Annotated in this window: 27 protein-coding genes and 1 riboswitch; of the genes, 19 read left to right on the top strand and 8 right to left on the bottom strand. The window is 69.3% G+C overall.

Annotated features, from left to right (window positions below; genetic code table 11):
• Window positions 1–15: 15 nt before the first annotated feature.
• The 3 genes from ACWFR3_RS35690 to ACWFR3_RS35680 form a co-directional block, all read right to left on the bottom strand.
• Window positions 16–1,305 carry a betaine/proline/choline family ABC transporter ATP-binding protein gene (locus ACWFR3_RS35690; protein WP_453738849.1) on the bottom strand — a complete coding sequence of 430 codons (1,290 nt, stop codon included), beginning with the start codon at window positions 1,303–1,305 and terminating at the stop codon, window positions 16–18.
• Complete coding sequence (locus tag ACWFR3_RS35685) at window positions 1,298–1,945, bottom strand: ABC transporter permease (RefSeq protein WP_453738848.1); 648 nt, start codon at window positions 1,943–1,945, stop codon at window positions 1,298–1,300. Before ACWFR3_RS35685 ends, ACWFR3_RS35690 begins: the two co-directional genes overlap by 8 nt.
• Window positions 1,946–2,074: 129 nt before the next feature.
• On the bottom strand, window positions 2,075–2,545 hold the full coding sequence (locus ACWFR3_RS35680; protein WP_361186698.1) for an Lrp/AsnC family transcriptional regulator: 471 nt from the start codon (window positions 2,543–2,545) through the stop codon (window positions 2,075–2,077).
• Between the two features lie 133 nt (window positions 2,546–2,678).
• Between ACWFR3_RS35680 and hppD the strand changes: the two genes are divergently transcribed.
• Genes hppD through nthA form a run of 4 tightly spaced genes read left to right on the top strand, consistent with a single transcriptional unit; the run spans window position 2,679 to window position 5,021 of the window.
• Window positions 2,679–3,839: a 4-hydroxyphenylpyruvate dioxygenase gene (hppD, locus tag ACWFR3_RS35675; protein ID WP_453738847.1), complete on the top strand. Its 1,161-nt coding sequence runs from the start codon at window positions 2,679–2,681 to the stop codon at window positions 3,837–3,839.
• A 33-nt stretch (window positions 3,840–3,872) separates the two neighbouring features.
• Complete coding sequence (locus ACWFR3_RS35670; protein ID WP_453738846.1) at window positions 3,873–4,154, top strand: hypothetical protein; 282 nt, start codon at window positions 3,873–3,875, stop codon at window positions 4,152–4,154.
• Window positions 4,147–4,434, top strand: a complete 288-nt coding sequence (locus ACWFR3_RS35665; protein ID WP_453738845.1) for an SH3-like domain-containing protein — start codon at window positions 4,147–4,149, stop codon at window positions 4,432–4,434. The genes ACWFR3_RS35670 and ACWFR3_RS35665 overlap by 8 nt, the downstream gene beginning before the upstream one ends.
• On the top strand, window positions 4,434–5,021 hold the full coding sequence (gene nthA / locus ACWFR3_RS35660) for a nitrile hydratase subunit alpha (protein WP_453738844.1): 588 nt from the start codon (window positions 4,434–4,436) through the stop codon (window positions 5,019–5,021). Before ACWFR3_RS35665 ends, nthA begins: the two co-directional genes overlap by 1 nt.
• A 16-nt stretch (window positions 5,022–5,037) precedes the next feature.
• Here nthA and ACWFR3_RS35655 read toward each other — a convergent pair whose 3' ends face one another.
• Entirely contained in the window at window positions 5,038–6,573 is a 1,536-nt protein-coding gene (locus tag ACWFR3_RS35655; RefSeq protein WP_453738843.1) for a tetratricopeptide repeat protein, read from the bottom strand.
• Between the two features lie 98 nt (window positions 6,574–6,671).
• On the opposite strand from ACWFR3_RS35655, the gene ACWFR3_RS35650 reads away from it, so the two are divergent.
• Window positions 6,672–8,051: an FAD-binding oxidoreductase gene (locus tag ACWFR3_RS35650; RefSeq protein WP_453738842.1), complete on the top strand. Its 1,380-nt coding sequence runs from the start codon at window positions 6,672–6,674 to the stop codon at window positions 8,049–8,051.
• 29 nt (window positions 8,052–8,080) lie between these two features.
• On the opposite strand, the gene ACWFR3_RS35645 is transcribed toward ACWFR3_RS35650, so the two are convergent.
• Window positions 8,081–8,560: an SsgA family sporulation/cell division regulator gene (locus tag ACWFR3_RS35645; protein ID WP_453738841.1), complete on the bottom strand. Its 480-nt coding sequence runs from the start codon at window positions 8,558–8,560 to the stop codon at window positions 8,081–8,083.
• A 254-nt stretch (window positions 8,561–8,814) separates the two neighbouring features.
• Here ACWFR3_RS35645 and ACWFR3_RS35640 point away from each other — a divergent pair, with 254 nt between their 5' ends.
• Entirely contained in the window at window positions 8,815–10,413 is a 1,599-nt protein-coding gene (locus tag ACWFR3_RS35640; RefSeq protein ID WP_453738840.1) for an RDD family protein, read from the top strand.
• A 106-nt stretch (window positions 10,414–10,519) separates the two neighbouring features.
• On the top strand, window positions 10,520–11,182 hold the full coding sequence (locus ACWFR3_RS35635; RefSeq protein WP_453738839.1) for an RDD family protein: 663 nt from the start codon (window positions 10,520–10,522) through the stop codon (window positions 11,180–11,182).
• 75 nt (window positions 11,183–11,257) lie between these two features.
• Here the strand turns inward: ACWFR3_RS35635 and ACWFR3_RS35630 are convergent, their stop codons facing one another.
• A complete protein-coding gene (locus ACWFR3_RS35630; protein WP_453738838.1) occupies window positions 11,258–11,581 on the bottom strand; it encodes a hypothetical protein in 324 nt (107 codons plus the stop codon).
• A gap of 469 nt (window positions 11,582–12,050) precedes the next feature.
• On the opposite strand from ACWFR3_RS35630, the gene ACWFR3_RS35625 reads away from it, so the two are divergent.
• Together ACWFR3_RS35625 and ACWFR3_RS35620 are read left to right on the top strand one after the other, a co-directional pair.
• Window positions 12,051–14,465 carry an immune inhibitor A domain-containing protein gene (locus tag ACWFR3_RS35625; RefSeq protein WP_453738837.1) on the top strand — a complete coding sequence of 805 codons (2,415 nt, stop codon included), beginning with the start codon at window positions 12,051–12,053 and terminating at the stop codon, window positions 14,463–14,465.
• A gap of 147 nt (window positions 14,466–14,612) precedes the next feature.
• Window positions 14,613–14,966 (top strand): hypothetical protein, encoded by a 354-nt coding sequence (locus ACWFR3_RS35620; protein ID WP_453738836.1) that lies wholly within the window; start codon window positions 14,613–14,615, stop codon window positions 14,964–14,966.
• Between the two features lie 79 nt (window positions 14,967–15,045).
• On the opposite strand, the gene ACWFR3_RS35615 is transcribed toward ACWFR3_RS35620, so the two are convergent.
• Both ACWFR3_RS35615 and ACWFR3_RS35610 read right to left on the bottom strand, forming a co-directional pair.
• Entirely contained in the window at window positions 15,046–15,630 is a 585-nt protein-coding gene (locus ACWFR3_RS35615; RefSeq protein ID WP_453738835.1) for a nicotinamidase, read from the bottom strand.
• A 203-nt stretch (window positions 15,631–15,833) separates the two neighbouring features.
• Window positions 15,834–17,162, bottom strand: a complete 1,329-nt coding sequence (locus tag ACWFR3_RS35610; RefSeq protein ID WP_453738834.1) for a nicotinate phosphoribosyltransferase — start codon at window positions 17,160–17,162, stop codon at window positions 15,834–15,836.
• A gap of 80 nt (window positions 17,163–17,242) precedes the next feature.
• Between ACWFR3_RS35610 and clpS the strand changes: the two genes are divergently transcribed.
• The 10 genes from clpS (at window position 17,243) to ACWFR3_RS35560 (ending at window position 25,107) form a co-directional block, all read left to right on the top strand.
• Window positions 17,243–17,557, top strand: coding sequence for an ATP-dependent Clp protease adapter ClpS (gene clpS, locus ACWFR3_RS35605; RefSeq protein ID WP_361836503.1), 315 nt, complete (start codon window positions 17,243–17,245; stop codon window positions 17,555–17,557).
• Between the two features lie 11 nt (window positions 17,558–17,568).
• Window positions 17,569–18,165: a DUF2017 domain-containing protein gene (locus ACWFR3_RS35600; protein ID WP_453738833.1), complete on the top strand. Its 597-nt coding sequence runs from the start codon at window positions 17,569–17,571 to the stop codon at window positions 18,163–18,165.
• 351 nt (window positions 18,166–18,516) lie between these two features.
• Entirely contained in the window at window positions 18,517–19,992 is a 1,476-nt protein-coding gene (locus ACWFR3_RS35595; RefSeq protein ID WP_453738832.1) for an amino acid permease, read from the top strand.
• A 99-nt stretch (window positions 19,993–20,091) separates the two neighbouring features.
• Window positions 20,092–20,514, top strand: coding sequence for a Mov34/MPN/PAD-1 family protein (locus ACWFR3_RS35590; RefSeq protein WP_453738831.1), 423 nt, complete (start codon window positions 20,092–20,094; stop codon window positions 20,512–20,514).
• 1 nt (window position 20,515) lies between these two features.
• A riboswitch (cobalamin riboswitch) is annotated at window positions 20,516–20,633 on the top strand.
• Between the two features lie 45 nt (window positions 20,634–20,678).
• Window positions 20,679–21,635 carry an ABC transporter substrate-binding protein gene (locus ACWFR3_RS35585; protein ID WP_453738830.1) on the top strand — a complete coding sequence of 319 codons (957 nt, stop codon included), beginning with the start codon at window positions 20,679–20,681 and terminating at the stop codon, window positions 21,633–21,635.
• Between the two features lie 113 nt (window positions 21,636–21,748).
• Window positions 21,749–22,738 carry a FecCD family ABC transporter permease gene (locus ACWFR3_RS35580; RefSeq protein WP_453738829.1) on the top strand — a complete coding sequence of 330 codons (990 nt, stop codon included), beginning with the start codon at window positions 21,749–21,751 and terminating at the stop codon, window positions 22,736–22,738.
• A complete protein-coding gene (locus ACWFR3_RS35575) occupies window positions 22,735–23,526 on the top strand; it encodes an ABC transporter ATP-binding protein (RefSeq protein WP_453738828.1) in 792 nt (263 codons plus the stop codon). Before ACWFR3_RS35580 ends, ACWFR3_RS35575 begins: the two co-directional genes overlap by 4 nt.
• 69 nt (window positions 23,527–23,595) lie before the next feature.
• On the top strand, window positions 23,596–23,697 hold the full coding sequence (locus ACWFR3_RS35570) for a putative leader peptide (protein ID WP_336605789.1): 102 nt from the start codon (window positions 23,596–23,598) through the stop codon (window positions 23,695–23,697).
• A gap of 171 nt (window positions 23,698–23,868) precedes the next feature.
• Complete coding sequence (locus ACWFR3_RS35565) at window positions 23,869–24,147, top strand: MoaD/ThiS family protein (protein ID WP_361186652.1); 279 nt, start codon at window positions 23,869–23,871, stop codon at window positions 24,145–24,147.
• Between the two features lie 6 nt (window positions 24,148–24,153).
• A complete protein-coding gene (locus ACWFR3_RS35560; protein WP_453738827.1) occupies window positions 24,154–25,107 on the top strand; it encodes a PLP-dependent cysteine synthase family protein in 954 nt (317 codons plus the stop codon).
• The last annotated feature ends 80 nt before the right edge of the window (window positions 25,108–25,187 follow it).

Here is a 25,187-nt window from a genome sequence, read left to right as displayed (position 1 = left end):
TCCCGGGGATGCCGCTCACGCCTTCGCCGCCCCTCCGTCACCCTCCTGCTCGTGGTGGGTCAGCAGAGCCCGCTGCTCCTGGAGTTCGTGCTGGTGCTCCACGGCGTCGAGGCGGTCGGCCTCCAGCATTTCGTGGACGGAGTTCATCAGGGTCTGCATGTCCACGACGCCGGTGAACTCGCCGCGCCGCCCGGTGACCGCGACCCGCCCTGCGTTGTCGGTCAGGACCGCTTCGAGCGCGTCGCGCAGGGTGGCGTCACGGGTGACCGTGTCGTGGACGAGGGTGCCCGCGCGGGCAAGGGATCCCTCGGCGCGCATCAGGTCGCCGCGCCGCAGCCACTTGTAGGGGCGGCGGCGCTTGTCCAGGAGCAGCAGTTCGTTCGTGCCGCTGTCACGCAGCTTGTCGAAGATGTCCTGGAGCGGGTCGTCGACGGTCACCGTCGCGAAGTCGGCGATCTCCACGTCCCGTACGCGGGTGAGGTTGAGCCGCTTCAGGGCCGCGCCCGCGCCCACGAAACCGGAGACGAAGTCGTCGGCGGGGTTGGTGAGGATGGCTTCCGGGGTGTCGAACTGCGCGATGTGCGAGCGCTCCCGGAGGACGGCGATGCGGTCGCCGAGCTTGATCGCCTCGTCGAAGTCGTGCGTGACGAAGACGATCGTCTTGTGCAGTTCGTGCTGGAGTCGGATCAGCTCGTCCTGGAGGTGGTCGCGGGTGATCGGGTCGACCGCGCCGAACGGCTCGTCCATCAGGAGGACGGGCGGGTCGGCCGCCAGGGCCCGCGCCACGCCCACGCGCTGCTGCTGGCCGCCGGAGAGCTGGCGCGGATAGCGGCCGTGGAACTCGGCGGGGTCGAGCCCGACCAGGTCGAGCATCTCCTCGACCCGGTTCTTGGTCTTCGTCTTGCCCCAGCCGATCATCTTCGGCACGAGAGCGATGTTCTGGGCCACGGTCATGTGCGGGAAGAGCCCGGACGACTGGATCGCGTACCCGATCTTGCGGCGCAGCTTGACCGGGTCCATGTCGGTGACGTCCTCGCCGCCGATGCGGATACGGCCGCTCGTCGGCTCGATGAGGCGGTTGATCATCTTCAGCGTGGTCGACTTACCGCAGCCCGAGGGGCCGACGAGGATGACGATCTCGCCCGCCTTGATCTCCATGCTGACGCTGTCCACCGCGGGGTCGCCGCTGCCCGCGTACCGCTTGGTGAGGTTCTCCAGCTCGATCGTCGCGCCCGTGGTGTCGCCGGGGGCCGCCGCGCCCTCGGCCGTCGCCCCGTCGGTGGAAGTCGCGGTGGTCTCAGACACGGATCCCCCTCGGGATGGTCAGCCGGCCGATCAGGATGTACGCGGCGTCGAAGAGCAGGGCAAGGACGATGATCCCGAGCGTGCCCGCGAGTACCTGGTTGAGCGCGTTCTTGCTGCCGAGCGAGCCGATGCCGCGGAAGATCTCGTTGCCGAGGCCGGGCCCCGACGCGTACGCGGCGATGGCCGCGATGCCCATCAGCATCTGCGTGGAGACGCGGATGCCGGTCAGGATCGGCGGCCAGGCGAGCGGCAGCTCCACCCGCAGGAGGCGGGCGGCCCGCGACATCCCGATGCCTTTCGCCGCGTCGACCAGCGAGGGGTCGACGCCGCGCAGGCCGACGATGGCGTTGCGCACGATGGGGAGCAGGCCGTAGAGGGTCAGGGCGATGACTGTCGGGGCGACACCGAGGCCGACGACGGGGATCAGCAGACCGATCATGGCGAGCGAGGGGATCGTCAGGATGGTGGAGGTCGCGGTCGTTGCCAGGCTGCCCGCCCACTCGCTCCGGTACGTGATGACGCCGATCAGTACTCCGATGACGGTCGCCACGACCATGCACTGGAAGACCGCGCTCGCGTGCTGGTAGGCGTCCGCCAGCAATTGCTGGTGGCGGTTGCCGAGGTAGTCCCAGAAGTTCACTGAACTGCTCACCTCGTCCGGGCGCGGTTCAGACGGCTCCGGGAGTCTCCCGCAGCCCGCGTGCTGCGTACGTAGTGGGGCCGTACCGCCCTGTGTCCGTCCGGCCGTCCGTTCTCCTACTTACCCGCATCAGGTGCCCTCTGACGCCTGTTCGACCAGCGGGATGATCCGCAGCGGAACAGGGTTCTCCATGACGATCGCCGTGGAGGCCCGGACGATGCCATCAAAACCCAGGACCCGGTCGATCACACGTTGGAGATCGGCGTTCGAACGGGCGACGAGACGGCAGAGCATGTCCCCGTGGCCGGTGATGGTGTGCAGTTCCAGGACCTCGGCCACGGTCGCCAAATGCGCCCGTACGTCCGCGCCCTGGCCCTGTTTGATCTCCAGCGTGGCGAAGGCGGTGACGGGGTAGCCGAGGGCGGCGGGGTCGACCTCCGGGCCGAAGCCGCGGATGACTCCGTTCGACTGAAGACGGTCCATCCGGGCCTGCACGGTCCCGCGCGCGACGCCGAGCCGGCGCGACGCCTCCAGGACACCGATGCGGGGCTCGCGCGCGAGCAGCACGATGAGCCTGCCGTCCAGATGATCGATCGTCATGGGGTGTTCTTCTCCGCTTCAGAAGTGGTCATCGTGTACAGATGGTCCGCTCACTCTGCCCTGTCGCTGTGCAGATTGCCCACTGAGTACGCAAACTATTGCGCACCTTGCGATACGGCGGGAGCCTGCGGGCATGGCAGCTACCGCGAACACCCAGCACACGGCCACCACCCCCCACACCGCGCGCGAGGCCGATCCCTTCCCGGTCAAGGGAATGGACGCGGTCGTCTTCGCCGTGGGCAACGCCAAGCAGGCGGCGCACTACTACTCCACGGCGTTCGGCATGAAACTCGTGGCGTACGCCGGACCTGAGACGGGCAGCCGCGAGACCGCGTCGTACGTCCTCACGAACGGCGGCGCCCGCTTCGTCCTCACCTCCGTCATCAAGGCATCCACGGACTGGGGCCACTTCATCGAGGGCCACGTCGCCGAGCACGGTGACGGCGTCGTCGACCTCGCCATCGAGGTGCCGGACGCGCGCGCCGCGTACGCGTACGCCGTCGAGCACGGCGCCCGCGGCCTCACCGAGCCCTACGAGGTCAAGGACGAGAACGGCACGGTCGTCCTCGCCGCCATCGCGACGTACGGCAAGACCCGCCACACGCTGGTCGACCGCACCGGATACGACGGCCCCTACCTGCCCGGCTACACCACGGCGGCCCCGATCGTCGAGCCGCCCGCCAAGCGCACCTTCCAGGCGATCGACCACTGCGTCGGCAACGTCGAACTCGGCAAGATGAACGAGTGGGTCGCCTTCTACAACAAGGTCATGGGCTTCACGAACATGAAGGAGTTCGTGGGCGACGACATCGCCACCGAGTACAGCGCGCTGATGTCGAAGGTGGTCGCGGACGGCACCCTCAAGGTGAAGTTCCCCATCAACGAACCCGCCATCGCCAAGAAGAAGTCGCAGATCGACGAGTACCTGGAGTTCTACGGCGGCGCGGGCGTCCAGCACATCGCGCTCGCCACGAACGACATCGTGGAGTCCGTACGCACCATGCGCGCGGCCGGCGTCCAGTTCCTCGACACCCCCGACTCGTACTACGACACCCTCGGCGAGTGGGCCGGCGAGACCCGCGTCCCCGTCGAGACCCTGCGCGAGCTGAAGATCCTGGTCGACCGCGACGAGGACGGCTACCTCCTGCAGATCTTCACCAAGCCGGTCCAGGACCGCCCGACGGTCTTCTTCGAGATGATCGAGCGGCACGGCTCCATGGGCTTCGGCAAGGGCAACTTCAAGGCCCTCTTCGAGGCGATCGAGCGCGAGCAGGAGAAGCGCGGCAACCTCTAGGGCGACCCGGGGATCACTGGCTAGAGTGCGGGCATGGCCAGGATCAACGACGTCGGCGGGATGACGGGCTTCGGGCCCGTCGACACCACCGACGACACGGAGCCCTTCCACGCGGACTGGGAGGCGCGGGTGTTCGCGCTCAACAGTGCGCTGGTGCGCGAAGGCGTCTACAACCTGGACGAGTTCAGGGACGCCGTGGAGACGATGCCGCCGGGGGAGTACCTGGCGGCGTCGTACTACGAGCGGTGGTTCCACGCGATCCGCGTGCTGCTCGAACGCAAGGGCGTCGTGGCGGCGGGTGATCTTGATGACTGACCGGTTCGCGCCGGGCGCCCGCGTCCGCACCGCCCACCACGACCCGACGCACCACACCCGCCTGCCCCGGTACGCCCGCGGCAAGCGGGGCGTGGTGGTCGAACCCGAGGGCAGGCACCCGCTGGCGGACGTCAGCTCGCAGGGGCGTGGCGACGCGCCCCTGGAGCAGGTGTACGCGGTGCGGTTCGCCGCCCGTGAGCTGTGGGGCGAGGGCGACCACGGGGTGGTGCTCGACCTGTGGGAGAGCTACCTGGAGCCGGAACCGGAGGTACGGAACTGATGTCCGGCACGCACTCGGATGCGGCGATCTCCCGCCAAGTACGCAAGCTGGAAGCCCTGTTGGAGGAGCGCGGGATCGTCGCAGGGGCAGCCCTCGACGAGGCACTGGACGCGTTCCTCGCCGGATCGTCCCCACTGAACGGGGCCCGCGTCGTGGCCAGGGCGTGGACGGACCCGGCATTCAGGGAGCGCCTGCTCGCGGACGGTACGTCGGCGGTGGCCGAGCTCGGCTACGCCGCGGGCGGCGTACAGCCGCAGCGCCTGCGGGTCGTGGAGAACACCGCCCGCACCCACAACGTCGTCGTCTGCACCCTCTGCTCCTGCTATCCGGTACGGCTGCTCGGCCCTTCCCCCAGCTGGTACAAGAGCGAGGCCTACCGGTCCCGGGTGGTGCGGGAGCCGCGGGCGGTCCTCGAGGAGTTCGGCTGCGCGGTGCCCGACGACACGGAGATCACCGTCTGGGACTCCAGCGCGGAGACCCGCTACATGGTCCTGCCGCGCCGCCCCGAGGGCACGGAAGACCTCACGGAGCAGGCCCTCACCGACCTCGTCACCCGCAACGCCCTGATCGGCACGGCGGCGCTGTAACCGCGGGCGAGCGGGGTCAGCTCTGCTGCGTCGGCTTCGGCTTGGGTTTGGGCTTCGACGTCGGAATGGGGTCGGGGGTCGACCCCGGAGGCGCGTACATCTGGTCCGGGCCGCCGTCCGGGGGATCGCCCAGGGCCTCCATCGCCTCCTTGGCTGCGGGGGCCAGCAGGGGCGAGAAGTACGGGTTGATGCGCAGGGCCTCGCCGATGTGCCGCCGCGCGGCCCCGTACTTGCCGATCTCCCGCTCGATCTCGCCCCGGTGATAGGCGAACAGCGCGCTGATCGGCCCCTTCTCCGTCGCCCGCGTCGCGAACTTCAGGCCCTCCTTGCTCTCACCGTCCCGGTGCAGCGCCCAGCCGAGCGCGTCCGCCACCTCCGGACTCGGGTGGCGCTTGAACTCCGCCCGCAGCCGGTCCACCGCCGCTTCCGGGTCCCCGTGGTCGGCTTCGTAGAGGCCGAGGATCCGCTCGTCGTTGACGCCGTTGACCCCCTCCTGCTTCACGCGGGCCCGCAGCACGTCGTACTGGGCGCGGGATGCCGGAGCGAGCCGCAGCGACTCGTACAGCTCGCCGAGCGCCAGGGCGTACTCCGGGTTGGGCTGCCTTCTCAGCGCGTTCTGATAGGAACGCAGCGCGTCCGCCGTACGGCCGAGCGCCGCCAGCGCGCGGCCCTTCCCGGCGAGGGAAGGGTGATGGTCCGGGTCCGCGACCAGCGCCGTGTCGTAGTAGCGAAGGGCCTCCGCGGGCTCGCCGCGTTCCCACGACAGCTCGCCCACCCGGTACAGACAGACCGCCTTCTGCGCGGGACTCTCCGCGAGCGACGCCGCGTCCATCAGCGACGTGGCCGCGTCCTCGCGCCAGCCGCGGTCCCGGTAGACCTGCCCGGACCTGGCCTTCACCGCGGCGCCCGACTTCAGCTCCTTGAGCGTCTCCAGGGCCTTCTCCACGCCCTTCGCGTCGCCGAGGCCGCTGTACGCGTCGATCAGGACGGGATACGTCGACCACCGCTTCGGCGCGAGGGCGACCGCGGCCCCGGCCCACTTCTTCGCCCCGCGGAAGTCGTGCCGCGCGTTCGCGAGCACCGCCATGCCGGTCAGCGCCTGCGTGTTCCCCTGCGGCCTGGTCTTCAGCGACGTGCGCAGCGCCTGCTCGGCCTTGGGGTAGTACGCGGAGTCCGCGGTCCGCAGCCCACGCTCGACGTAGGCGGCCCCGAGCACCGCCCACGACTCGTCGTCACCGGGATGCTTGCGCACGTGCGCCTCCCGCTCCCCGATCAGGACCGTGAGATCGGGCAGCGCGGCAGGCGCACCGGCCCCCGCCGCCGCCATCGCCCGCCCGGCGGGCCCGAGGGCGGGCGGCGGCGCCTTCTCGTCCTCGGGCAGCAGCACGAGGACGCCGCCGAGCACCACGCACCCGGCGACGGAGGCGATCAGGGCGCGCCGCAGGAGGGGGGACCGGCGCGAACCCCGTGGCGACTCGCTCCAGACGCGGGGCGCGGCCGGCGGCCCCTGTTCCTTCGCCGTCACGGTCTCCGACCGGCTCTCGATCTCCATGGCGTTCACTGTGCGTCAATACGAAGAGCACATCCCGGCATGCGGACCGGCGTCGCACACGGGTTCACACCGATGGCCCCGGGTGCGAGGCTGTGATCATGAGCCGCACACTCATCGAACTCCTCCGGGAGGGCCAGGACGGCCTCCCCGCCGAGGCCGTCCTCACGGACCCCGACATCACGTCCTCGTACGCGAACGACATGGCGAGCTTCTGCGACGCGGGCACCCCGGCCGTCGTCGTCCTGCCCCGCACCGTCGAGCAGGTCCAGCACGTCATGCGCACGGCCACCGAGCTACGGCTCCCCGTGGTCCCGCAGGGCGCCCGCACGGGTCTCTCGGGCGGCGCGAACGCCAGCGAGGGCTGCATCGTCCTTTCGCTGGTCAAGATGGACCGCATCCTGGAGATCAACCCCGTCGACCGGATCGCGGTCGTCGAACCCGGCGTCGTCAACGCCACGCTCTCCCGCGCAGTGAACGAACAAGGTCTCTACTACCCGCCGGACCCGTCCAGTTGGGAGACCTGCACCATCGGCGGGAACATCGGCACGGCCTCGGGCGGCCTGTGCTGCGTGAAGTACGGCGTGACGGCGGAGTACGTACTCGGGCTCGACGTCGTCCTCGCCGACGGGCGGCTCATGAGCACCGGACGCCGCACGGCCAAGGGCGTCGCGGGATACGACCTCACCCGGCTCTTCGTCGGCTCCGAGGGCAGCCTCGGCATCGTCGTGCGCGCGACCCTCGCCCTGAAGCCGCAGCCGCCGCAACAGCTCGTCCTGGCAGCGGAGTTCGGCTCGGCGCAGGCCGCCTGCGACGCCGTCTGCAAGATCATGGAAGGGGGGCACGTCCCCTCACTCCTTGAACTGATGGACCGTACGACCATCAGGGCCGTGAACGCCCTGGCCCACATGGGCCTCCCGGAGACCACCGAGGCGCTGCTCCTCGCCGCCTTCGACACCTCGGATCCGGCCGCGGACCTCGCGGCCGTCGGCGCGCTGTGCGAGGCCGCGGGCGCCACCCAGGTGGTCCCGGCCGAGGACGCGGCGGAGTCCGAACTCCTCCTCCAGGCGCGGCGGTTGTCGCTCACCGCGCTCGAAGCGGTCAAGGGCACGACGATGATCGACGACGTGTGCGTGCCGCGCTCGAAGCTCGCCGACATGCTCGAAGGCGTGGAGCGCATCGCCGAGAAATACAGCCTCACGATCGGGGTCTGCGCGCACGCGGGCGACGGCAACACCCACCCCACCGTCTGCTTCGACGCCGCGGACGCCGACGAAGGCCGCCGAGCCCGCGAATCCTTCGACGAGATCATGGCCTTGGGCCTGGAACTCGGCGGCACGATCACCGGCGAGCACGGCGTGGGCGTCCTGAAGAAGGAATGGCTGGCGCGCGAGATCGGCCCGGTGGGCGTGGAGATGCAGCGCGCCATCAAGACGGCGTTCGACCCGCTCTCCCTCCTCAACCCCGGCAAGCTGTTCTGACCCCGCGCGTACCCCCGTGGCCGCGCGGTTCACTCACCGTCCTTGGACTCGTCCGAGGGCCACGGGTCGCGCAGCCAGAGCTCGTCGACGCGGCCCGTGGTCGGCATGAGCAGCTCGGCGAGGCCGTCGTCGATGCCGAGCCGCTCAGCCTCGGAACCCGGAGGGACCACCCGCAGAGTGCGCTCGAGCCAGGCGGACACGGCGGGCGCCGGCGCCTCCAGGAGGGCGTCACCGTCGGGTGAGGTCAGCGCCATCAGTACGACGCTGCGCCCTTCGACCTTCGTGGGCCACACCCGGACATCGCCGTGCCCGCAGGGCCTGAACACCCCCTCGACCAGGAGCTCGCGGGCGAACGTCCAGTCCACGGGGTGGTCGGAGCCGATGTGGAAGGAGATGTGGACGGCGTAGGGGTCGTCGGTCCGGTAGGACAGGCGGGCCGGGACGGGGACGGCGCGTTCCGGCGAGATGACGAGTTTGAGCTCTAGCTCGCGTTCCACCACGGTGTGCATGTCGGTGCTGTTCCTTCCTCGTTCGGAACCCTGGAGCGGGTCCGTGCAAGGAGAGAGCGCGCCCACGGCGGAGCGTTACGCGGGTTTCGGAAAGTTTCTCCGTACGAGTTCGGAACGAGTTTCGCGTGAGTTCCGTATGTGGTTGAACTGTGCCCGGAAAGTGGTCTGTGAGGCAGGACCCGCACTGTGAGGCGCGGAGGTCTGATAGATGTGGAGCCTCAAAAAGACCCCCGAGCAGATACGGGACGACGGACATGAGCGCCCCAACTCCGGCCCCAGGCGACGACAGGCCCCGCGAAGGCTACTACCCCGATCCGTCCATTCCCGGATATGTCCGGTACTGGAACGGCGCGGCCTGGGTACCCGGAACAAGCCGTCCCGCACCGACCGACGGCGAATCGCTGCCGGCGCCTCCCGGGTCCGGGTCCGCGCCCTCGGCCGCGCCTGTGTCCGGGCCCGTGTCCGCGCCCTCCGCGGAGGAGACCGGACCGCACTTTTTCGACGAGGAACCGACGTCCACGTCGACGCAGGACCCGGCTCCCGGCGTGACGGGCGGTGCGGTTGACGCCGATGTCTCACAGCATGGGACGAGGCCCGAACCCGCATCGGCGTGGCAAGCGGACGCGGCTCGGCAGGCGGGGCTCGGGGGCGAACAGGATCAGCGAATTTCCTGGGGCGGACCCGAGCAGCAGAGCGCGGCGAGGACCGCGGATCCACGGGTGCCGAGCGGATCGACCCCCGGGGACGCCCCGTCCGCTTCCTCTTCCCCCTCTCCCGCGCCTGCGTCTCCGGCATCTCCTGCGTCCTCTGTGTCTCCTGCGTCTCCCGCTGTTCCGGAGACGCACAATCCCGGCACGGTGCAGATCCGTGCGATCAAGCCGGGCGGGGCGAGCGGCTCCGGTACGCCCTCGCAGCAGCAGCAGCAGCAGCAGCAGCAGCAGCAGCAGCAGCAGCAGCCTCCGACGGACGGCACGGTGACGTTCCGCAGGCCCACGGGGCCGGTGCGGCCCACCGCGGCCGCGCCCGCCACCGAAGGCACCATGGCGATCCGGGCGCTCCGTCCGAAATCCTCCGGCGCGGGGGCGCAGACCCCGGCGCCTCCGCAGGCCGCCGTTCCGCCGCAGGCCGCAGCGCCCGCCCCTGCGCCGGCACCTGCGCCCGCGCCTGCCCCCGCTCCCACGCCCGTACAGCCGTCCGTTCCGCAGCAGGGCGGTGCGGCCTCGCCCGTGACCTCGGGGCCCGGTGGCGGCTCGCCCTCGTGGGCACAGCAGGTGCACCAGCTCGCCGAGGGGGACGGCCAGCAGCAGCCCGTCGTGCCGTGGAAGCCGGTGGCCAACGACCCGTTCCTCGCGATGGCGCAGAACCAGGCGTCGGGGCGGCCCGCGGGGCTCGGCAAGCGGTTCGCGGCGCGGCTCATCGACACGATCGTCCTCGTCGCCGTGACCAGCGCCGCGGCGCTGCCGCTCGGCACGAAGGCCGCTGATCACGTCGACAGCAAGATCGACGCGGCGAAGCTGTCCGGCGAGAAGGTCACCGTGTGGCTGCTCGACGGCACCACGGCGGGCTATCTGGGGATGGTCCTCGCCGTGCTGCTCCTCTTCGGCGTCGTCTACGAAGTCCTGCCCACCGCCAAGTGGGGTCGGACGCTGGGCAAGCGGGTGCTCGGGCTGCAGGTGCGGGACATGGAGGAGCACGATGCGCCGACGTTCGGAGCGGCGTTGAAGCGGTGGCTCGTCTACGCGGTGCCGGGGGTCCTGGTGATCGGCGTCGTCGGCGTCCTGTGGTGCGTGTTCGACCGCCCGTGGCGCCAGTGCTGGCACGACAAGGCCGCGGGAACGTTCGTGGCGGGTTAGTTCTCCGCCGGGCACGGATCCGGCCCGGCCGGCGTTCGAGGCCGTCCTTAACCCGGACAGCCGCGCGCCGGATGCGCCTCCGCCGCCCCCGCGGTCCACTCGGCCCATGAGTACCGAACCGCCGCAATACCCGCCGCCCCCGGACGACAACGACCCCTTCAGGAAGCAGCCCCCGCAGGACAGCGGCGGTGGCTCTCCTTACGACAGGCCCCCGCAGGACGGCGGCGGCTCCCCTTACGGCACGCCCCCGCCACCGCCGCCGTACGGCGGAGGCGCAGGTGGCGGGGATCCCTACGGCGGAGCCGGGGACCCGCTGGCCGGTATGCCGCCGCTCGCGGAGAGCGGCAAGCGCGTACTCGCCCGCATCCTCGACATGATCCTGGTCGGCGTGGTCGTCTGGCTGCTCTCGTGGGGCTTCGGCACCAATGAGTTCGACGTCGACCCGGACAAGGTCCAGTACGGCAAGAGCTTCGGGCAGTCCCTGCTCGCCGCCGTGCTCTACATCGCGTACGACAGCTTCATGATCTCCAAGACGGGCCAGACCCTGGGCAAGAAGTGGCTGGGGCTGCGGGTCGCGAACCTCAACGACGGGGCGACGCCCACCCTGCAGACCGCACTCGTCCGCGCGGCCGTCCTCTGGCTGCCGTTCGCCTTCTGCTGCGCCTGCATCTGGACGGCGATCTGCGGCGGCTGGAGCTTCTTCGACAAGCCCTACAAGCAGGGCCTGCACGACAAGGCTGCCAAGACGGTGGTGGTCAGCACCGGCTGACGGCACTGGACACGGCCACCGCGGCGGCAACAGGTGCGGCGGCGACAAGCGGCAGACCGGGCGGGCTCGTGATCCTTACGGGCCCGCCGGCTCGCTCACGGACTCGGCAAGGACGGGCGCGGCGGCCCGCTGGGCCGGAACGCGCTCGTCGGCGGTCCTGGCGGCGGGGGCGACCCGTGCGGCAGGAGAGGCCGCGGGTTCGGGTTGGGATTGGGATTGGGATTGGGGCTGGGGAACAGTCATGGCCACGAGTAAGCCGAGACCGAGCGCGGCGGCTGATATCACCGCGACACCGATCCCCGAACTCGTCTGGGAGAGCAGCAGCATGGCGAGCGTCGAGAAGACGACCGTCAGCGTGCCGTAGGTGATCTGGGCGGGAGTCGGACGAGGCAGCGGCATGGGACGAGGCATGGCGTAATCCGTCCTCGGGACAGCGGATGCGGGGGTGGTCGTGCCCAATGTGAAGCTGTGTATACGAATCAAAGGGTGCCCGGCTGCGACGACTTGAGATTGTCGCCACGCGCCATGACGCACCGACGAATGACTCTAATCCGCTGCATGCCCGACGGGAACAGCCAGTAAGCGTGACCTAACCCACGGTGCGGCAGCACAGGGGGCGCACTGGTTCATGATGTCCAGCAAGTGGACGACTGGACGCGCCTGTTGACCATGCCGACGGGTGGGCGCACATGTCCGAATAGCGGATCTCCAGATCTGCATAGTGCACTTGGCCTGTTCAAGTCAAGGTCTGTCTTTTCTCCCGTATCTCCGGTCGAATGTCGTCACTTGTGACGCGTATCGCGCGCGGACCTCCTCCGACCGGGACCTCGGCCCGCCTCCGCGCGGACGCGGGGGAGGACAGCATCAAGTGACAGTCAGAAGACGGACGTTCAGAGCCACCGCGGCTGCCGTGGCGATGGCCACCGCAGCCGCCACGTTCTCGGCAGCCGCCGCAGCGGCCGATGACAGTGGGTCCACCGGAGCTCCCGCCATCGATCGGCAGGACCCGGGCAGGGCCAAGGCGCAGGTCGACCACGACCTCGACGGGCCCTTCAGCAAGCAGCAGGCGCAGCAGCGCAAGGCGGCGCTCCAGCAGGTCGTCGCGGGCGACGCCAAGGTGCAGAAGCGCGGCGGCTCCCAGGTCGTGAAGCTCGACGACAAGAAGTACGTCGAGCTCGGCCGGGAGAAGACCGACAAGATCTTCACGATCCTGGTCGAGTTCGGGGACAAGGTGGACGACACCACCATGTACGACCCCGACGGTGCGGACGGCCCCGAGCCGCCGGTCAAGAAGTACGGCGGTAAGCCCGGCCCGGCGCACAACAAGATAGCCGAGCCGGACCGTGCGAAGGACAACAGCACGGCCTGGCAGAAGGACTACAACCAGAAGCACTTCCAGGACCTCTACTTCGGTGAGGGCAAGGACTCCAAGGGCAAGCAGAAGGAGTCCCTGAAGACCTACTACGAGAAGACCTCCTCCGGCCGTTACTCGGTCGACGGCGAGGTCTCCGACTGGGTCAAGGTCGACTACAACGAGGCCCGTTACGGCTCGAACTACTGCGGCGACACCAACTGCCCCAACGTCTGGGACGCGGTCAAGGACGGCGTGACCGCCTGGACCAAGGACCAGAAGGCGCAGGGCCGCACGGACGCCCAGATCAAGGCGGACCTCGCCAAGTACGACCTCTGGGACCGCTACGACTTCGACGGCGACGGCGACTTCAACGAGCCGGACGGCTACATCGACCACTTCCAGCTCGTGCACGCGGGCGAGGACGAGTCGGCCGGCGGCGGCGCCGAGGGCACCAACGCCCTGTGGGCGCACCGCTGGTACGCGTACGGCAACGACGCGGGCAACACCGGCCCCGGCAACAACAAGGCCGGTGGCACGCAGATCGGCGACTCGGGCATCTGGGTCGGCGACTACACGATGCAGCCGGAGAACGGCGGCCTCGGTGTCTTCGCCCACGAGTACGGCCATGACCTGGGCCTGCCCGACCTGTACGACACCTCGGGCAAGGGCGAGAACTCGGTCGGCTTCTGGTCGCTGATGTCGGCGGGGTCCTGGCTCGGCACCGGCAAGAACGCCATCGGTGACCTGCCCGGCGACATGACCGCCTGGGACAAGTTCCAGCTGGGCTGGCTCGACTACGCCAAGGCCAAGGCCGCGACGACGTCCGAGCACAAGCTGGGCGTCTCGGAGTACAACACGCGGCACCGCCAGGCGCTCGTCGTGGACCTCCCCAAGAAGGCCGTCACCACCACGGTCACCAAGCCCACCGAGGGCTCCAAGCAGTGGTGGAGCGACCAGGGAGACGACCTCAAGAACACCCTGACGCGCTCGGTCGACCTGACCGGCAAGTCCAAGGCCGCGCTCTCGCTCGACGGCTGGTGGGACATCGAGGCCAACTACGACTACCTCTACACCGAGGTGTCGACGGACGGCGGCGCCAACTGGACGCCGGTGGACGGCACCGCGGACGGCAAGGCCATCCCGCGCGACGCCGGTGACAAGCCCGCGTTGACCGGTGCGTCGGGTGCGTACAAGAAGCTCGCGTTCCCGCTCGACGCGTACGCGGGCAAGAAGATCGACCTCCGCTTCCGCTACTCGACGGACGGCGGCGCGGGCGGCAAGGGCTTCGCGGCCGACGCCCTCGCGGTCACCGCGGACGGCGCCAAGGTCTTCGAGGACGGCGCCGAGGGCGACGACAACGGCTGGACGGCGAAGGGCTTTTCGCGCATCGGCGAGTCCTTCACCAAGAAGTACGACCAGTACTACCTCGCCGAGAACCGCCAGTACGTGTCGTACGACAAGACCCTGGAGAACGGCCCGTACAACTTCGGCTTCTCCAAGTCCCGTCCGGACTGGGTCGAGCACTACGCGTACCAGACCGGCCTGATGGTCTGGCAGTGGGACACCTCGCAGAAGGACAACAACACCAGCGCCCACCCGGGCGAGGGTCTGATCCTTCCGGTGGACGCGCACGCCAAGCCGCTCAAGTGGGCGGACGGCACCCTGCTGCGGAACAAGATCCAGCCGTTCGACGCGCCCTTCAGCAAGTACGCGACGGACAAGTTCACGCTCCACAACGCGGACGTCGCGCTGAAGATCAAGTCCCAGAAGGGTGTTCCGGTCTTCGACGACCACAAGGGCACCTACTGGTACAAGGAGAACGGCACGGGAAGTGTCAAGGTCACTGACACCAACACCCAGATCAAGATCATCAAGCAGCCGAAGGATGGCTCCTCGATCACGGTCCAGGTCGGCCCCTCCAAGAAGTAATTAGCGTTTTCGCAGGTCAAGCCATGATCGGCCGTCGCCCTCTAGCGGGCGGCGGCCGATCGTGTTTAGGTGCGTCCTGTGGATTTCTTATTGACACGGAGCCCGGCCAGGGGCTTCGTGCGACGTCTCACGGGGGTGTGACCAGCCATGTCCGCAGGAGGTTTCAGCAAGCTGCCGAACGGCAGCGTGGTGGTGGCCCTGACCCTGCCCAGCCCGTACGCGGGCGGCGGCAACGTCAGGATGATCGTCCACTCGATGAACCGCGCGAGGGCGTTGACGCGGCTGCGGAATCTGGGCATGCGGGCGGTGTATCTGCGGGGTAACGCGGAGCCGCCTACGCCGGATGAGATCACGGCGGTGCTGCATCATCCGGACGGGTTGATATGGCGGGCGGCGCCGGACGCTGCGGCTGAGCTTTGGCATCCCATTCGCGCCCTTAAGCGGCAGGCGCTGCAGGGGCAGAGACCCGGCCGGCCGGAGGCCAGACCTTCGGGCGTGTGAGTTGCCTCTGCGGGCCGGTGGGGGCTGATCGCGCAGTTCCCCGCGCCCCTGAAGGGGCGCTGCCCCTGCGGGATCTTTGTCAGACCACCGGCTTGCCCGTCAGTTCTACCCCCGCCTCGCGGAGCTCCTCCAGAGCCCGCTCCGTCGTTTCCTTGGAGACGCCGGCCGTCAGGTCCAGGAGGACCGTCGTGGCGAAGCCCTCTCGTGCCGCGTCGAGGGCCGTGGCGCGGACGCAGTGGTCCGTGGCGATTCCCACCACGTCCACCTCGGTGATCTTCCGGGCCCGCAGCCAGTCCGCGAGCGGGACGCCGTTCTCGTCGGCGCCCTCGAAGCCGCTGTAGGCGGCCGAGTGGGCCCCCTTGTCGAAGACCGCGTCGATCGCCCCGGACGCGACGACCGGCGCGAAGTTCGGGTGGAAGCCGACCCCCTCCGTCCCCGCCACGCAGTGCGGGGGCCAGGAGTCGACGTAGTCCGGGTGGTCCGAGAAGTGGTCGCCGGGGTCGATGTGGTGATCGCGGGTGGCCACCACGTGGCGGTAGCCCGCGGGTGCCTGCCCGGTGAGGTCGGTGATCGCGGCGGCAACGTCGGCTCCCCCGCTGACCGCGAGGCTGCCGCCCTCGCAGAAGTCGTTCTGCACATCGACGACGATCAGAGCGCGGCGCATCGGGTGTCCTTCGGTCGGGCAAAACTCGCAGCGGCGGGGACTCGGCCGGATGAACCGAGCGTAGAGACTTCGTACGCGTTGCGGGAGAGGGCGTTCGAACGCCCTGCTCTCCGCTCCGGCGCACAATCGAACGTATTGGTCAGACGTTTCCGTCGGACCTGTGCCTTCGGGCCTGTTCCTCAGGCGTTTTCAGATGTGCGCATTCAGATGTATTCCGTCGGGATGACGGCCTCGCCCTTCGACAGCTGCGTCGCCGACAGCGGAAGCCGCTCCCGTGCCGCCGCGTGCCGGTCGCGCACGGTGTCAAGCGGCTCGCGCGCAAGCACCTCACCGCCCTTGATCAGCTCGACGAGGAGCTGGTGGTCGGCGAGCTCCGCAGGCACCGCACCCGTGCCGATCACCTCGGCCTCGGCGACCCCGTGCTCGTCAGGGCGCCGGGCGGACCACTTGCGGCCGCCCACCGACGACTTGGCGCCGAGCGACTTCTTGGCCACCGGTTCGAGCGGAGCCTTCGGGTCCGCCGAGTGGGCGCGGGCCACCAGTTTGTAGACCATCGAGCAGGTGGGGTGCCCGGACCCGGTGACGAGCTGCGTGCCCACGCCGTACGCGTCCACGGGCGCCGCCGCGAGCGAGGCGATGGCGTACTCGTCCAGGTCGGAGGTCACGACGATCTTCGTCTTCGTGGCGCCGAGCTCGTCCAGCTGCTGCCGCACCCGGTGCGCGACAAGGAGCAGGTCACCGGAGTCGATGCGCACGGCACCGAGCTCGGGCCCGGCGACCTCGACGGCGGTGCGGACGGCGGCGGTCACGTCGTACGTGTCGACGAGCAGGGTCGTGCCGGGGCCGAGCGAGTCGACCTGGGCCCGGAAGGCGTCGCGTTCGTTGTCGTGCAGGAGAGTGAAGGCGTGGGCCGACGTGCCGACGGTGGGGATGTCGTAGCGGAAGCCGGCCGCCAGGTCGGACGTGGTGGTGAACCCGCCGACGTACGCGGCGCGGGACGCCGCGACGGCCGCGAGCTCGTGCGTGCGCCGGGCGCCCATCTCGATCAGCGGGCGCTCCCCGGCGGCCGAGGCCATCCGGGACGCGGCGGCCGCGATCGCCGAGTCGTGGTTGAGGATGGAGAGGATCACCGTCTCCAGGAGCACGCACTCCGCGAAGGAGCCCTCGACGCGCAGAATGGGCGAGCCGGGGAAGTAGACCTCGCCCTCGGGGTAGCCCCAGATGTCGCCGCTGAAGCGGTACGAGGCCAGCCACTCCAGGGTCGCCTCGTCCACGACACGCCGTTCGCGGAGGAATCCGATGACGTCGGCGTCGAAGCGGAAGTTCTCCACGGCGTCCAGGACCCGGCCGGTACCGGCCACCACTCCATAGCGGCGCCCCTCGGGCAGTCTGCGCGTGAAGACCTCGAAGACGGAGCGCCGGTCGGCGGTGCCGGCCTTCAGTGCGGCCTGCAGCATCGTGAGCTCGTAGTGATCCGTGAAGAGCGCTGTCGACGGAACATCCACCGGCAGCCCAAGGTCCGCTGTGTTCATACGAAGGATGCTACCCCGCATCTCGTCACTCTGACGATTTCCTGAGCCCATTTGTGCGAGGGCCCCCTGCGGGTGGCAGCATGGGACAGGTGAGTACGGCTCCCGCAGAGATCACCCGCCCGGAATCGGCAGAGGAAACGTTCGCCGTTCCGGAGCCGGATGTCCCATGGATCACGTTGGTCCACAACGACCCGGTCAATTTGATGAGTTACGTGGCTTACGTGTTCCAGTCCTACTTCGGGTACTCGAAGGAGAAGGCCACGAAGCTGATGATGGACGTGCATCACAAGGGCCGTGCCGTCGTCTCCACCGGCTCCCGCGAGGAGATGGAGCGCGACGTGCAGGCCATGCACGGGTACGGGCTTTGGGCCACCCTCCAGCAGGACCGGAAGTAGCGACGCATCTGATGCCAGGACAATTCGAAGCCATCCCCGGGGGCGGCGCCGCCGTCGCGCTCGACGAGGTCGAGATCTCGATCATCCGGTCCCTCGCCGTGCAGCTCCTGGAGCTGATCGGTCCCGGCCCGGCCGAGGACGCCTCCGACGACCCCCTCGCGGAGCTGTTCGCGGAGGGCCCGAGCGAGCCGCCCACCGACCCGGTCCTCCAGCGGCTGCTCCCGGACGCGTACGGCGGCCCCGGCAGCGAGAAGGCCGATGAGGACGAACTGCGCGCCTACTCCTCCGAGTTCCGGCGCTTCACCGAGAACGACCTGCGGGCCAAGAAGCGCGACGACGCCCTGGTGGTGATCCGCTGCCTCGACGCCACGGCGTCCAAGGGCGAGGGCGGCGCCGTCCTGAAGCTGTCCGCCGACGAGTCGCGGCACTGGCTCGGCGCGCTCAACGACCTGCGCCTGGCGATCGGCGCCCGCCTCGAAGTGACCGACGAGGACGACACGGACCGCCTCTTCCGGCTGCCCGACGCCGATCCGCGCAAGCCGATGGTGATGGCCTATCTCTGGCTCGGCGGCCTCCAGGAGACGCTGGTGGGCACGCTCATCGGTTAGAAGTCACACCGTTGCCGCCGCAAAGTCGTTGTATGTAGCAGCGGTTACCCCCTGTTCGCTCATCGGACGCTCAAATCCGGATAACGATCGCGTTACTGCCGTGCCCGCGTTTGACGCCGCGAGGGAATTTTGTCCGGTTCTTCTCGTGGCGTGGGCCACACGCGCCCCGGCCGATCACTGTTGCGGCCGTGATAAATCTTCACGACCACTCGGTGACGCCACCCATGTCACCGGTGGCGCTCGGGCCGGCAGACCGCCGGTAGCACTCCATCCATATCCGGGGGGATCAGGACCTGATCCGTGGCCATACGCAGACGCGGGCACGGATCTAGCGTGGAGAAAGGCGTCACCATGACCTCAGTGCAGGTCGAAGAGCATCACGACGGCAATGAGGCCGACGGAGCGGGCGGTTCGTCCGGTTCGTCAGGCGAGGGCTATCAGCGCGGGCTCGGGGCCCGGCAGATCCAGATGATCGCGATCGGCGGTGCCATCGGCACCGGCCTGTTCCTCGGCGCGGGCAAGGCCATTCACAAGGCCGGTCCGAGCCTCATCCTGGCGTACGCCATCGCCGGCCTTGTCATCTTCTTCATCATGCGGGCCCTGGGCGAGCTGCTCATGTACCGCGCCGTGTCGGGCTCCTTCTCGGAGTACGCGCGCGAATTCATCGGCCCCTTCTTCGGGTACGTGACCGGCTGGACGTACTGGCTCTTCTGGGTCGTCACCGGCATCACGGAAGTGACGGCGGCCGCCCAGTACATGCAGTACTGGACACACGACTCCATTCCACAATGGGGCTACGCGCTGATCTTCACGGTCATCCTCTACGGCGCCAACCTGATCTCCGTGAAGCTCTTCGGCGAGCTCGAGTTCTGGTTCTCGATGGTGAAGGTCACCGCGATCATCGGCATGATCCTGATCTGCGCCGGCATCCTCACCATCGGCTTCTCCGACGCCGGTGACACCGCGTCCGTCTCCCACCTGTGGGACCAGGGCGGCTTCTTCCCGAACGGCATCGGCTCCACGCTGATGACCCTGCAGATCGTGATGTTCGCCTTCCTCGCCGTCGAGCTCGTCGGCGTCACCGCGGGCGAGTCCAAGGACCCCAAGACCGTCCTGCCCAAGGCCATCAACACCGTGCCGTGGCGCATCGCCGTCTTCTACGTCGGCGCGCTCATCATGATCCTCTCGGTCGTGCCGTGGACGGAGTTCGTGCCGGGCGTCTCGCCGTTCGTCGCCGCCTTCGACAAGATGGGCCTCGGCGTCGGCGCCGCGATCGTCAACTTCGTCGTCCTGACGGCCGCGCTCTCCTCCTGCAACTCCGGCATGTACTCCACCGGCCGCATGCTGCGGGACCTGGCGCTCAACGGCCAGGGACCGAAGTTCTTCACCAAGCTCACGAAGAACGGCCTGCCGCTCGTCGGCACGACCTTCTCCGCCGCGCTGATGCTGGTCGGCGTCTGGATCAACTACCAGTGGCCGGGCGAGGCGTTCAACTACGTCGTCTCCTTCGCCACCATCTCCGGCATGTGGGCCTGGATCATGATCCTGGTCTGCCAGATCAAGTACCGCCGCAAGGCCGACCGCGGCGAGCTGCCGCAGTCCACCTTCCGGGCGCCGGGTGCCCCGTACACGAGCTGGTTCGCGCTCGCCTTCATCGCGATGGTCATCGTGATGATGGGCATCGACAAGGACGCGCGGATCTCGCTCTACGCGGCCCCCGTCTGGGCCCTGATCCTGGGCGTCGGCTACCTGGTCATGCAGAAGCGCAAGGACTCGCAGCCGACGGGCGGCGGTGAGGCGGGCCCGAAGGACGCGATCAAGTCCTGACCGCGGCCCGACAGCTCCACCTTCCAGCTGATCCCAGCATGTGGGCCGGTTCGTACCACTCCTCGGTACGGGCCGGCCCTTCTGCTTATCCTGGCTGCCATGCTGACCCTCACCCAGGCCCTCCACGACCAGATCGTCGCGCACGCGCGCCAGGACCACCCCGACGAGGCCTGCGGTGTGGTCGCGGGCCCGGAGGGCACAGGCCGCCCGGAACGCTTCATCCCGATGCTGAACGCGGCCCGCTCGCCCACGTTCTACGAGTTCGACTCGACCGACCTCCTCAAGCTGTACCGCGAGATGGACGACCGCGACGAGGAGCCGGTGATCGTCTACCACTCGCACACGGCGACCGAGGCATACCCCTCGCGCACCGACATCTCGTACGCGAACGAGCCGGGCGCCCACTACGTCCTGGTCTCCACGGCCGACACCGACGACGCCGGTGACTTCCAGTTCCGCTCCTTCCGGATCGTCGAGGGCAAGGTCACCGAAGAAGAGGTCGAGATCGTCCAGGCATACTGAGCTCACCTTTGAGGCGGCAGGACCCAGGAAGCCGGTGCGAATCCGGCACGGTCCCGCCACTGTGACCCCACCCTCCGCGGGCGGGGCAGTCAGGAACTGACCTGCCGCCTTCTTCTCCCACGACGCAGGGGACGCGGAAATCCCCTGGAGGAGGCAGCTCAGTCATGTCCCGCCCCATACGCCTGCTCGCGGCCGCAGCCCTGCTCGTCCCGCTCGCCGCCTGCTCGTCCGCCGCGGACTCCGCATCGGACAAGCCCGCCGCGAAGGCCGCAGGATTCCCGTACACGGTCACGAACTGCGGCACGAAGACGACGTACGAAGCACCTCCGAAGCGTGCCGTGACGATGAACCAGCACGCGACGGAAGTGATGCTGGAGCTGGGCCTGAAGAACCGCCTGGCCGGTACGGCGTACCTGGACGACAAGGTCCTGCCGAAGTACGCGAAGGCGTACGCGGACACCCCGGTCCTCGCCAAGGAGTACCCCTCGTACGAGAAGCTCCTGGCCGCGAACCCCGACTTCGTCTACGGCGGCTACGCGAGCGCCTTCCTTGCGGGCGAGGGCCGCAGCCGCGGGGCCCTGGCGAAGTCCGGCATCGACAGCCGCCTGAACGTCGAGGGCTGCGCGAAGAAGGCCGTGACCATGGACGACGTCTACCGGGAGGTCCGCGAGGTCGGCAGCACGTTCGGTGTACGGCCGCGGGCGGACAAGTGGGTGGACGAGGCCAAGCGCGAACTGTCCGGGACGAAGGCCGGGTCGAAGAAGCCGGTCCCGGTCTTCGTCTACGACAGCGGCGACAAGACCGCGTTCACGGCGGGCGGCCGGGGCATCGGCAACGACATCATCGAACGGGCCGGCGGCCGCAACGTCTTCGCCGACCTCGACAAGTCCTTCGGCGACGCGTCCTGGGAGTCGGTCGTCGACCGCAAGCCCGAGACGATCGTGATCCTCGACTACGGCGGCACGACGGTCGCCCAGAAGAAAAAGCGCCTCTTGGAAGACCCGGTCCTGGCAGACGTCCCCGCCATCAAGCACAAGCGCTTCGCGGTCCTGCCGCTGTCGGACGCGGTGACGGGGGTGCGGGCACCGGGGGCGGTGAGCAAGCTGGCGGACCAGCTGTGAACATCCAGCCCGTCCGGCGTTTGAGGACGAACTCGGCGGAGCCGGTGATCGACGGCAACCGTGACAGGGTCGGTAGAAAACTCCGTTATGGCACGGTTGTCGTAGGTCTGCTCATGGCCCTCGCGGCAGCGGTCGTAGCCGGCCTTGCGCTGGGCTCCGTAAGGATCCCGGCACCCCAGGTACTGGAAATCCTCACGGGGAGGGCGGAGCTCTCCCCGTACCGCACGATCGTCCTGGACGTAAGACTCCCCAGGGTCCTGCTCGGCGCAGCCGTAGGCGCGGGCCTCGCGGTCATCGGCACAGTGCTCCAGGCCCTGGTGCGCAACCCCCTGGCCGACCCCTTCCTCCTCGGGGTCTCCTCAGGCGCCTCCGCGGGAGCCGTCGCCGTCATCGTGCTCGGCAGCGTCTTCGGGATGGGCGCGGGCCTGGCCACCACCGTCACCATCCCCGCCGCCGCCTTCGCCGGAGCCCTGCTCTCCCTGCTCGTCGTCTACACCCTGGCAAGGTCGGGAGGCGGCGGCTTCGCCACCGGACGGCTGATCCTGGCGGGCGTGGCCGTCTCGTACATCCTCTCCGCCCTGACCAGCCTCATCCTGATCATGGCCGACAGCGCGGACCACCTGAAGGAAGTCCTGTACTGGACGCTCGGCGGCCTCGGCAGCGCCCGCTGGGACATGCTCGCCCTGCCCGGCATCGCCCTCATCGCGGGCACGGCGCTGCTCGTCGCCCTGGCCCGCCCCCTGGACCTGCTCCTGGTCGGCGAGGAGGGCGCCACCGTCCTCGGCCTGGACACCGCCCGCTTCCGCGCCGCCGTCTTCGTCCTCGCCTCGCTCCTGACCGGCGTACTCGTCGCGTACAGCGGAGCCATCGGCTTCGTCGGCCTGATGGTCCCGCACGCGGCCCGGATGCTGGTCGGCGCCGCCCACCGGGCGCTCCTGCCGGTGGTGGCCCTGATGGGCGCGGTGTTCCTGGTGGCCGCCGACCTCGCCGCGCGCACGGTCGCGGCGCCGCAGGACATCCCGGTCGGCGTCCTCACCGCGCTGACGGGCGGCCCGTTCTTCCTGTGGATGCTGCGAAGGAACCGTACGGAGGCAACCGCATGAGTCACCCGGCGTCGATCCTGACCACCGAGTCCCTCACCTACCGCACAGCTCCAGGCGGAAAAACCCTCGTCGACGACATCACCCTGCACGCCGCCGAAGGCGAGACCATCGGCCTCGTCGGCCCCAACGGCAGCGGCAAGACCACCCTCCTGCGCTGCGTCTACGGCACCCTCACGCCCACCGCAGGCCGCGTACTCCTTGACGGCACCGATCTCGCGACCCGCTCGGCCAAGGACCGCGCCCGCCGCATCGCCACCGTCCCGCAGGACGGGCACACCGGCTTCGAGCTCACCGTCCGGCAGATCGTCGCCATGGGCCGCTCCCCGCACAAACGCTTCTGGGAGGCGGACACCGCGCGGGACGCCGTCCTGGTCGACGAGGCCCTGGCACGCGTCGGCGCCGCCGACCTCGCCCACCGCGCCTTCGCCGGGCTCTCCGGCGGCGAGCGGCAGCGCGCCCTGGTGGCGAGGGCGCTGGTGCAGGAGCCCGCGGTCCTCGTGCTCGACGAGCCCACCAACCACCTCGACATCCGCTACCAGCTGGAGATCCTCGCCCTGGTCCGCGACCTCGGCACCACCAACCTGCTTGCTTTGCACGACCTGAATCTCGCGGCCTACTACTGCGACCTCCTGTACGTTCTCGACGGCGGACGCCTCGTCGCGTCGGGGCCGCCGAAAGAAGTGCTGACCAGCGAGCTGCTCGCCGAGGTGTACGGGGTCACGGCGGAGGTCTCGGTGCACCCCGTGACCGCCGCGCCGACGGTCACGTACCTCCCCCCATCCACGTGATGGACGCGAACCGTCCACCATGCGAGATCACATTCCAGAACCCGGACCGGGAATCGATACGATGACCGCATGGTTCCCCACGACGTGAGCGACAAGATGCCGGGCATGCTGCTCGTTGCGCGTCTGCACGTCGATTTGTGCAGGCTTTCCAGCGCGATCTGTTCGCGCTGACAGCCGCCGCCGTACGGCCGTGAGCCGCGGCGCCATCCCCGCGTAGCGCCTCGCGCAGCAAGCAGCAAAGCCTTACGCACCCGAACGCCTTACGCACCCGAACTCAAGCACCCGCACCACCGGGCCGCCGCGCGCCCACCCACGTGACTTCCCCGACAGGAGCTCCCAGCCATGGCCATCGAGGTCCGCATCCCGACCATCCTCCGCACCTACACCGACGGCGCCAAGGCCGTCGAGGGCAGCGGTGACACCCTCTCCGAGCTCTTCGCCGACCTCGACTCGCGGCACGCGGGCATCGCCGAGCGCATCGTGGACGACGGCAAGCTGCGCCGCTTCGTGAACGTGTACCTGAACGACGAGGACGTCCGCTTCCTGGACGGCATCTCCACCAAGCTCACGGACGGCGACAACGTCACGATCCTCCCGGCCGTGGCCGGCGGCATGGTCTGATCGCGGATGCCTCGCTACGACTCCCCGCTGGAGGCCGTGGGCAACACGCCCCTCGTCCGCCTGCCGCGTCTGTCCCCGTCCGACGACGTCCGCATCTGGGCGAAGCTGGAGGACCGGAACCCGACCGGTTCCATCAAGGACCGCCCGGCGCTGCACATGGTGGAACAGGCGGAGAAGGACGGGCGGTTGACGCCCGGCTGCACGATCCTGGAGCCGACGTCCGGCAATACGGGCATCTCGCTCGCGATGGCCGCCAAGCTCAAGGGCTACCGCATCGTCTGCGTCATGCCGGAGAACACCTCGCAGGAGCGGCGTGAACTCCTGGCCATGTGGGGCGCGGAGATCATCCCGTCCCCGGCGGCGGGCGGCTCCAACACGGCGGTACGCGTCGCCAAGGAGCTGGCGGCCGAGCACCCGGACTGGGTGATGCTCTACCAGTACGGCAACCCGGACAACGCGGGCGCGCACTACGCGACGACCGGTCCCGAGATCCTCGCGGACCTGCCCTCCGTCACCCACTTCGTCGCGGGCCTGGGCACCACGGGCACGCTGATGGGCGTGGGCCGTTTCCTGCGCGAGCAGAAGCCGGACATCAAGATCGTCGCCGCGGAGCCCCGCTACGACGACCTCGTGTACGGCCTGCGCAACCTCGACGAGGGCTTCGTCCCCGAGCTGTACGACGCGTCGGTCCTGACCACGCGCTTCTCGGTCGGCTCGGCGGACGCCGTGACGCGCACCCGCGAACTGCTCCAGCAGGAGGGCATCTTCGCCGGGGTCTCCACCGGCGCCGCGCTGCACGCGGCGATCGGCGTCGGCAAGAAGGCGGTGGCGGCGGGGGAGTCCGCCGACATCGTGTTCGTGGTGGCCGACGGGGGCTGGAAGTACCTGTCGACGGGCGTCTACACGGCGGAGACGACCGAGGCGGCGATCGAGACGCTGCAGGGCCAGCTCTGGGCGTAGGGCTCTGGCGCCCGGCGGAGCGGTTTCATCACCGGCTCCGCCGAGTTCGTCCTCAAACGCCGGACGGGCTGAATTTCTCC

The organism is Streptomyces sp. NPDC055189, from assembly GCF_053606765.1.
The sequence above is the reverse complement of the archived record's forward strand: the minus strand, read 5'-3'. Positions and strand labels throughout refer to the sequence as shown.

Bases quoted from the DNA above. Each gene is read 5' to 3' on its own strand.
- ACWFR3_RS35680 (WP_361186698.1), bottom strand. From the start codon at position 2,545: ATGACGATCGATCATCTGGACGGCAGGCTCATCGTGCTGCTCGCGCGC.
- hppD (WP_453738847.1), top strand. From the start codon at position 2,679: ATGGCAGCTACCGCGAACACCCAGCACACGGCCACCACCCCCCACACC.
- ACWFR3_RS35670 (WP_453738846.1), top strand. From the start codon at position 3,873: ATGGCCAGGATCAACGACGTCGGCGGGATGACGGGCTTCGGGCCCGTC.
- ACWFR3_RS35665 (WP_453738845.1), top strand. From the start codon at position 4,147: ATGACTGACCGGTTCGCGCCGGGCGCCCGCGTCCGCACCGCCCACCAC.
- nthA (WP_453738844.1), top strand. From the start codon at position 4,434: ATGTCCGGCACGCACTCGGATGCGGCGATCTCCCGCCAAGTACGCAAG.
- ACWFR3_RS35655 (WP_453738843.1), bottom strand. From the start codon at position 6,573: ATGGAGATCGAGAGCCGGTCGGAGACCGTGACGGCGAAGGAACAGGGG.
- ACWFR3_RS35650 (WP_453738842.1), top strand. From the start codon at position 6,672: ATGAGCCGCACACTCATCGAACTCCTCCGGGAGGGCCAGGACGGCCTC.
- ACWFR3_RS35645 (WP_453738841.1), bottom strand. From the start codon at position 8,560: ATGCACACCGTGGTGGAACGCGAGCTAGAGCTCAAACTCGTCATCTCG.
- ACWFR3_RS35640 (WP_453738840.1), top strand. From the start codon at position 8,815: ATGAGCGCCCCAACTCCGGCCCCAGGCGACGACAGGCCCCGCGAAGGC.
- ACWFR3_RS35635 (WP_453738839.1), top strand. From the start codon at position 10,520: ATGAGTACCGAACCGCCGCAATACCCGCCGCCCCCGGACGACAACGAC.
- ACWFR3_RS35630 (WP_453738838.1), bottom strand. From the start codon at position 11,581: ATGCCGCTGCCTCGTCCGACTCCCGCCCAGATCACCTACGGCACGCTG.
- ACWFR3_RS35620 (WP_453738836.1), top strand. From the start codon at position 14,613: ATGTCCGCAGGAGGTTTCAGCAAGCTGCCGAACGGCAGCGTGGTGGTG.
- ACWFR3_RS35615 (WP_453738835.1), bottom strand. From the start codon at position 15,630: ATGCGCCGCGCTCTGATCGTCGTCGATGTGCAGAACGACTTCTGCGAG.
- ACWFR3_RS35610 (WP_453738834.1), bottom strand. From the start codon at position 17,162: ATGAACACAGCGGACCTTGGGCTGCCGGTGGATGTTCCGTCGACAGCG.
- clpS (WP_361836503.1), top strand. From the start codon at position 17,243: ATGGGACAGGTGAGTACGGCTCCCGCAGAGATCACCCGCCCGGAATCG.
- ACWFR3_RS35600 (WP_453738833.1), top strand. From the start codon at position 17,569: ATGCCAGGACAATTCGAAGCCATCCCCGGGGGCGGCGCCGCCGTCGCG.
- ACWFR3_RS35595 (WP_453738832.1), top strand. From the start codon at position 18,517: ATGACCTCAGTGCAGGTCGAAGAGCATCACGACGGCAATGAGGCCGAC.
- ACWFR3_RS35590 (WP_453738831.1), top strand. From the start codon at position 20,092: ATGCTGACCCTCACCCAGGCCCTCCACGACCAGATCGTCGCGCACGCG.
- ACWFR3_RS35585 (WP_453738830.1), top strand. From the start codon at position 20,679: ATGTCCCGCCCCATACGCCTGCTCGCGGCCGCAGCCCTGCTCGTCCCG.
- ACWFR3_RS35580 (WP_453738829.1), top strand. From the start codon at position 21,749: ATGGCCCTCGCGGCAGCGGTCGTAGCCGGCCTTGCGCTGGGCTCCGTA.
- ACWFR3_RS35575 (WP_453738828.1), top strand. From the start codon at position 22,735: ATGAGTCACCCGGCGTCGATCCTGACCACCGAGTCCCTCACCTACCGC.
- ACWFR3_RS35570 (WP_336605789.1), top strand. From the start codon at position 23,596: ATGGTTCCCCACGACGTGAGCGACAAGATGCCGGGCATGCTGCTCGTT.
- ACWFR3_RS35565 (WP_361186652.1), top strand. From the start codon at position 23,869: ATGGCCATCGAGGTCCGCATCCCGACCATCCTCCGCACCTACACCGAC.
- ACWFR3_RS35560 (WP_453738827.1), top strand. From the start codon at position 24,154: ATGCCTCGCTACGACTCCCCGCTGGAGGCCGTGGGCAACACGCCCCTC.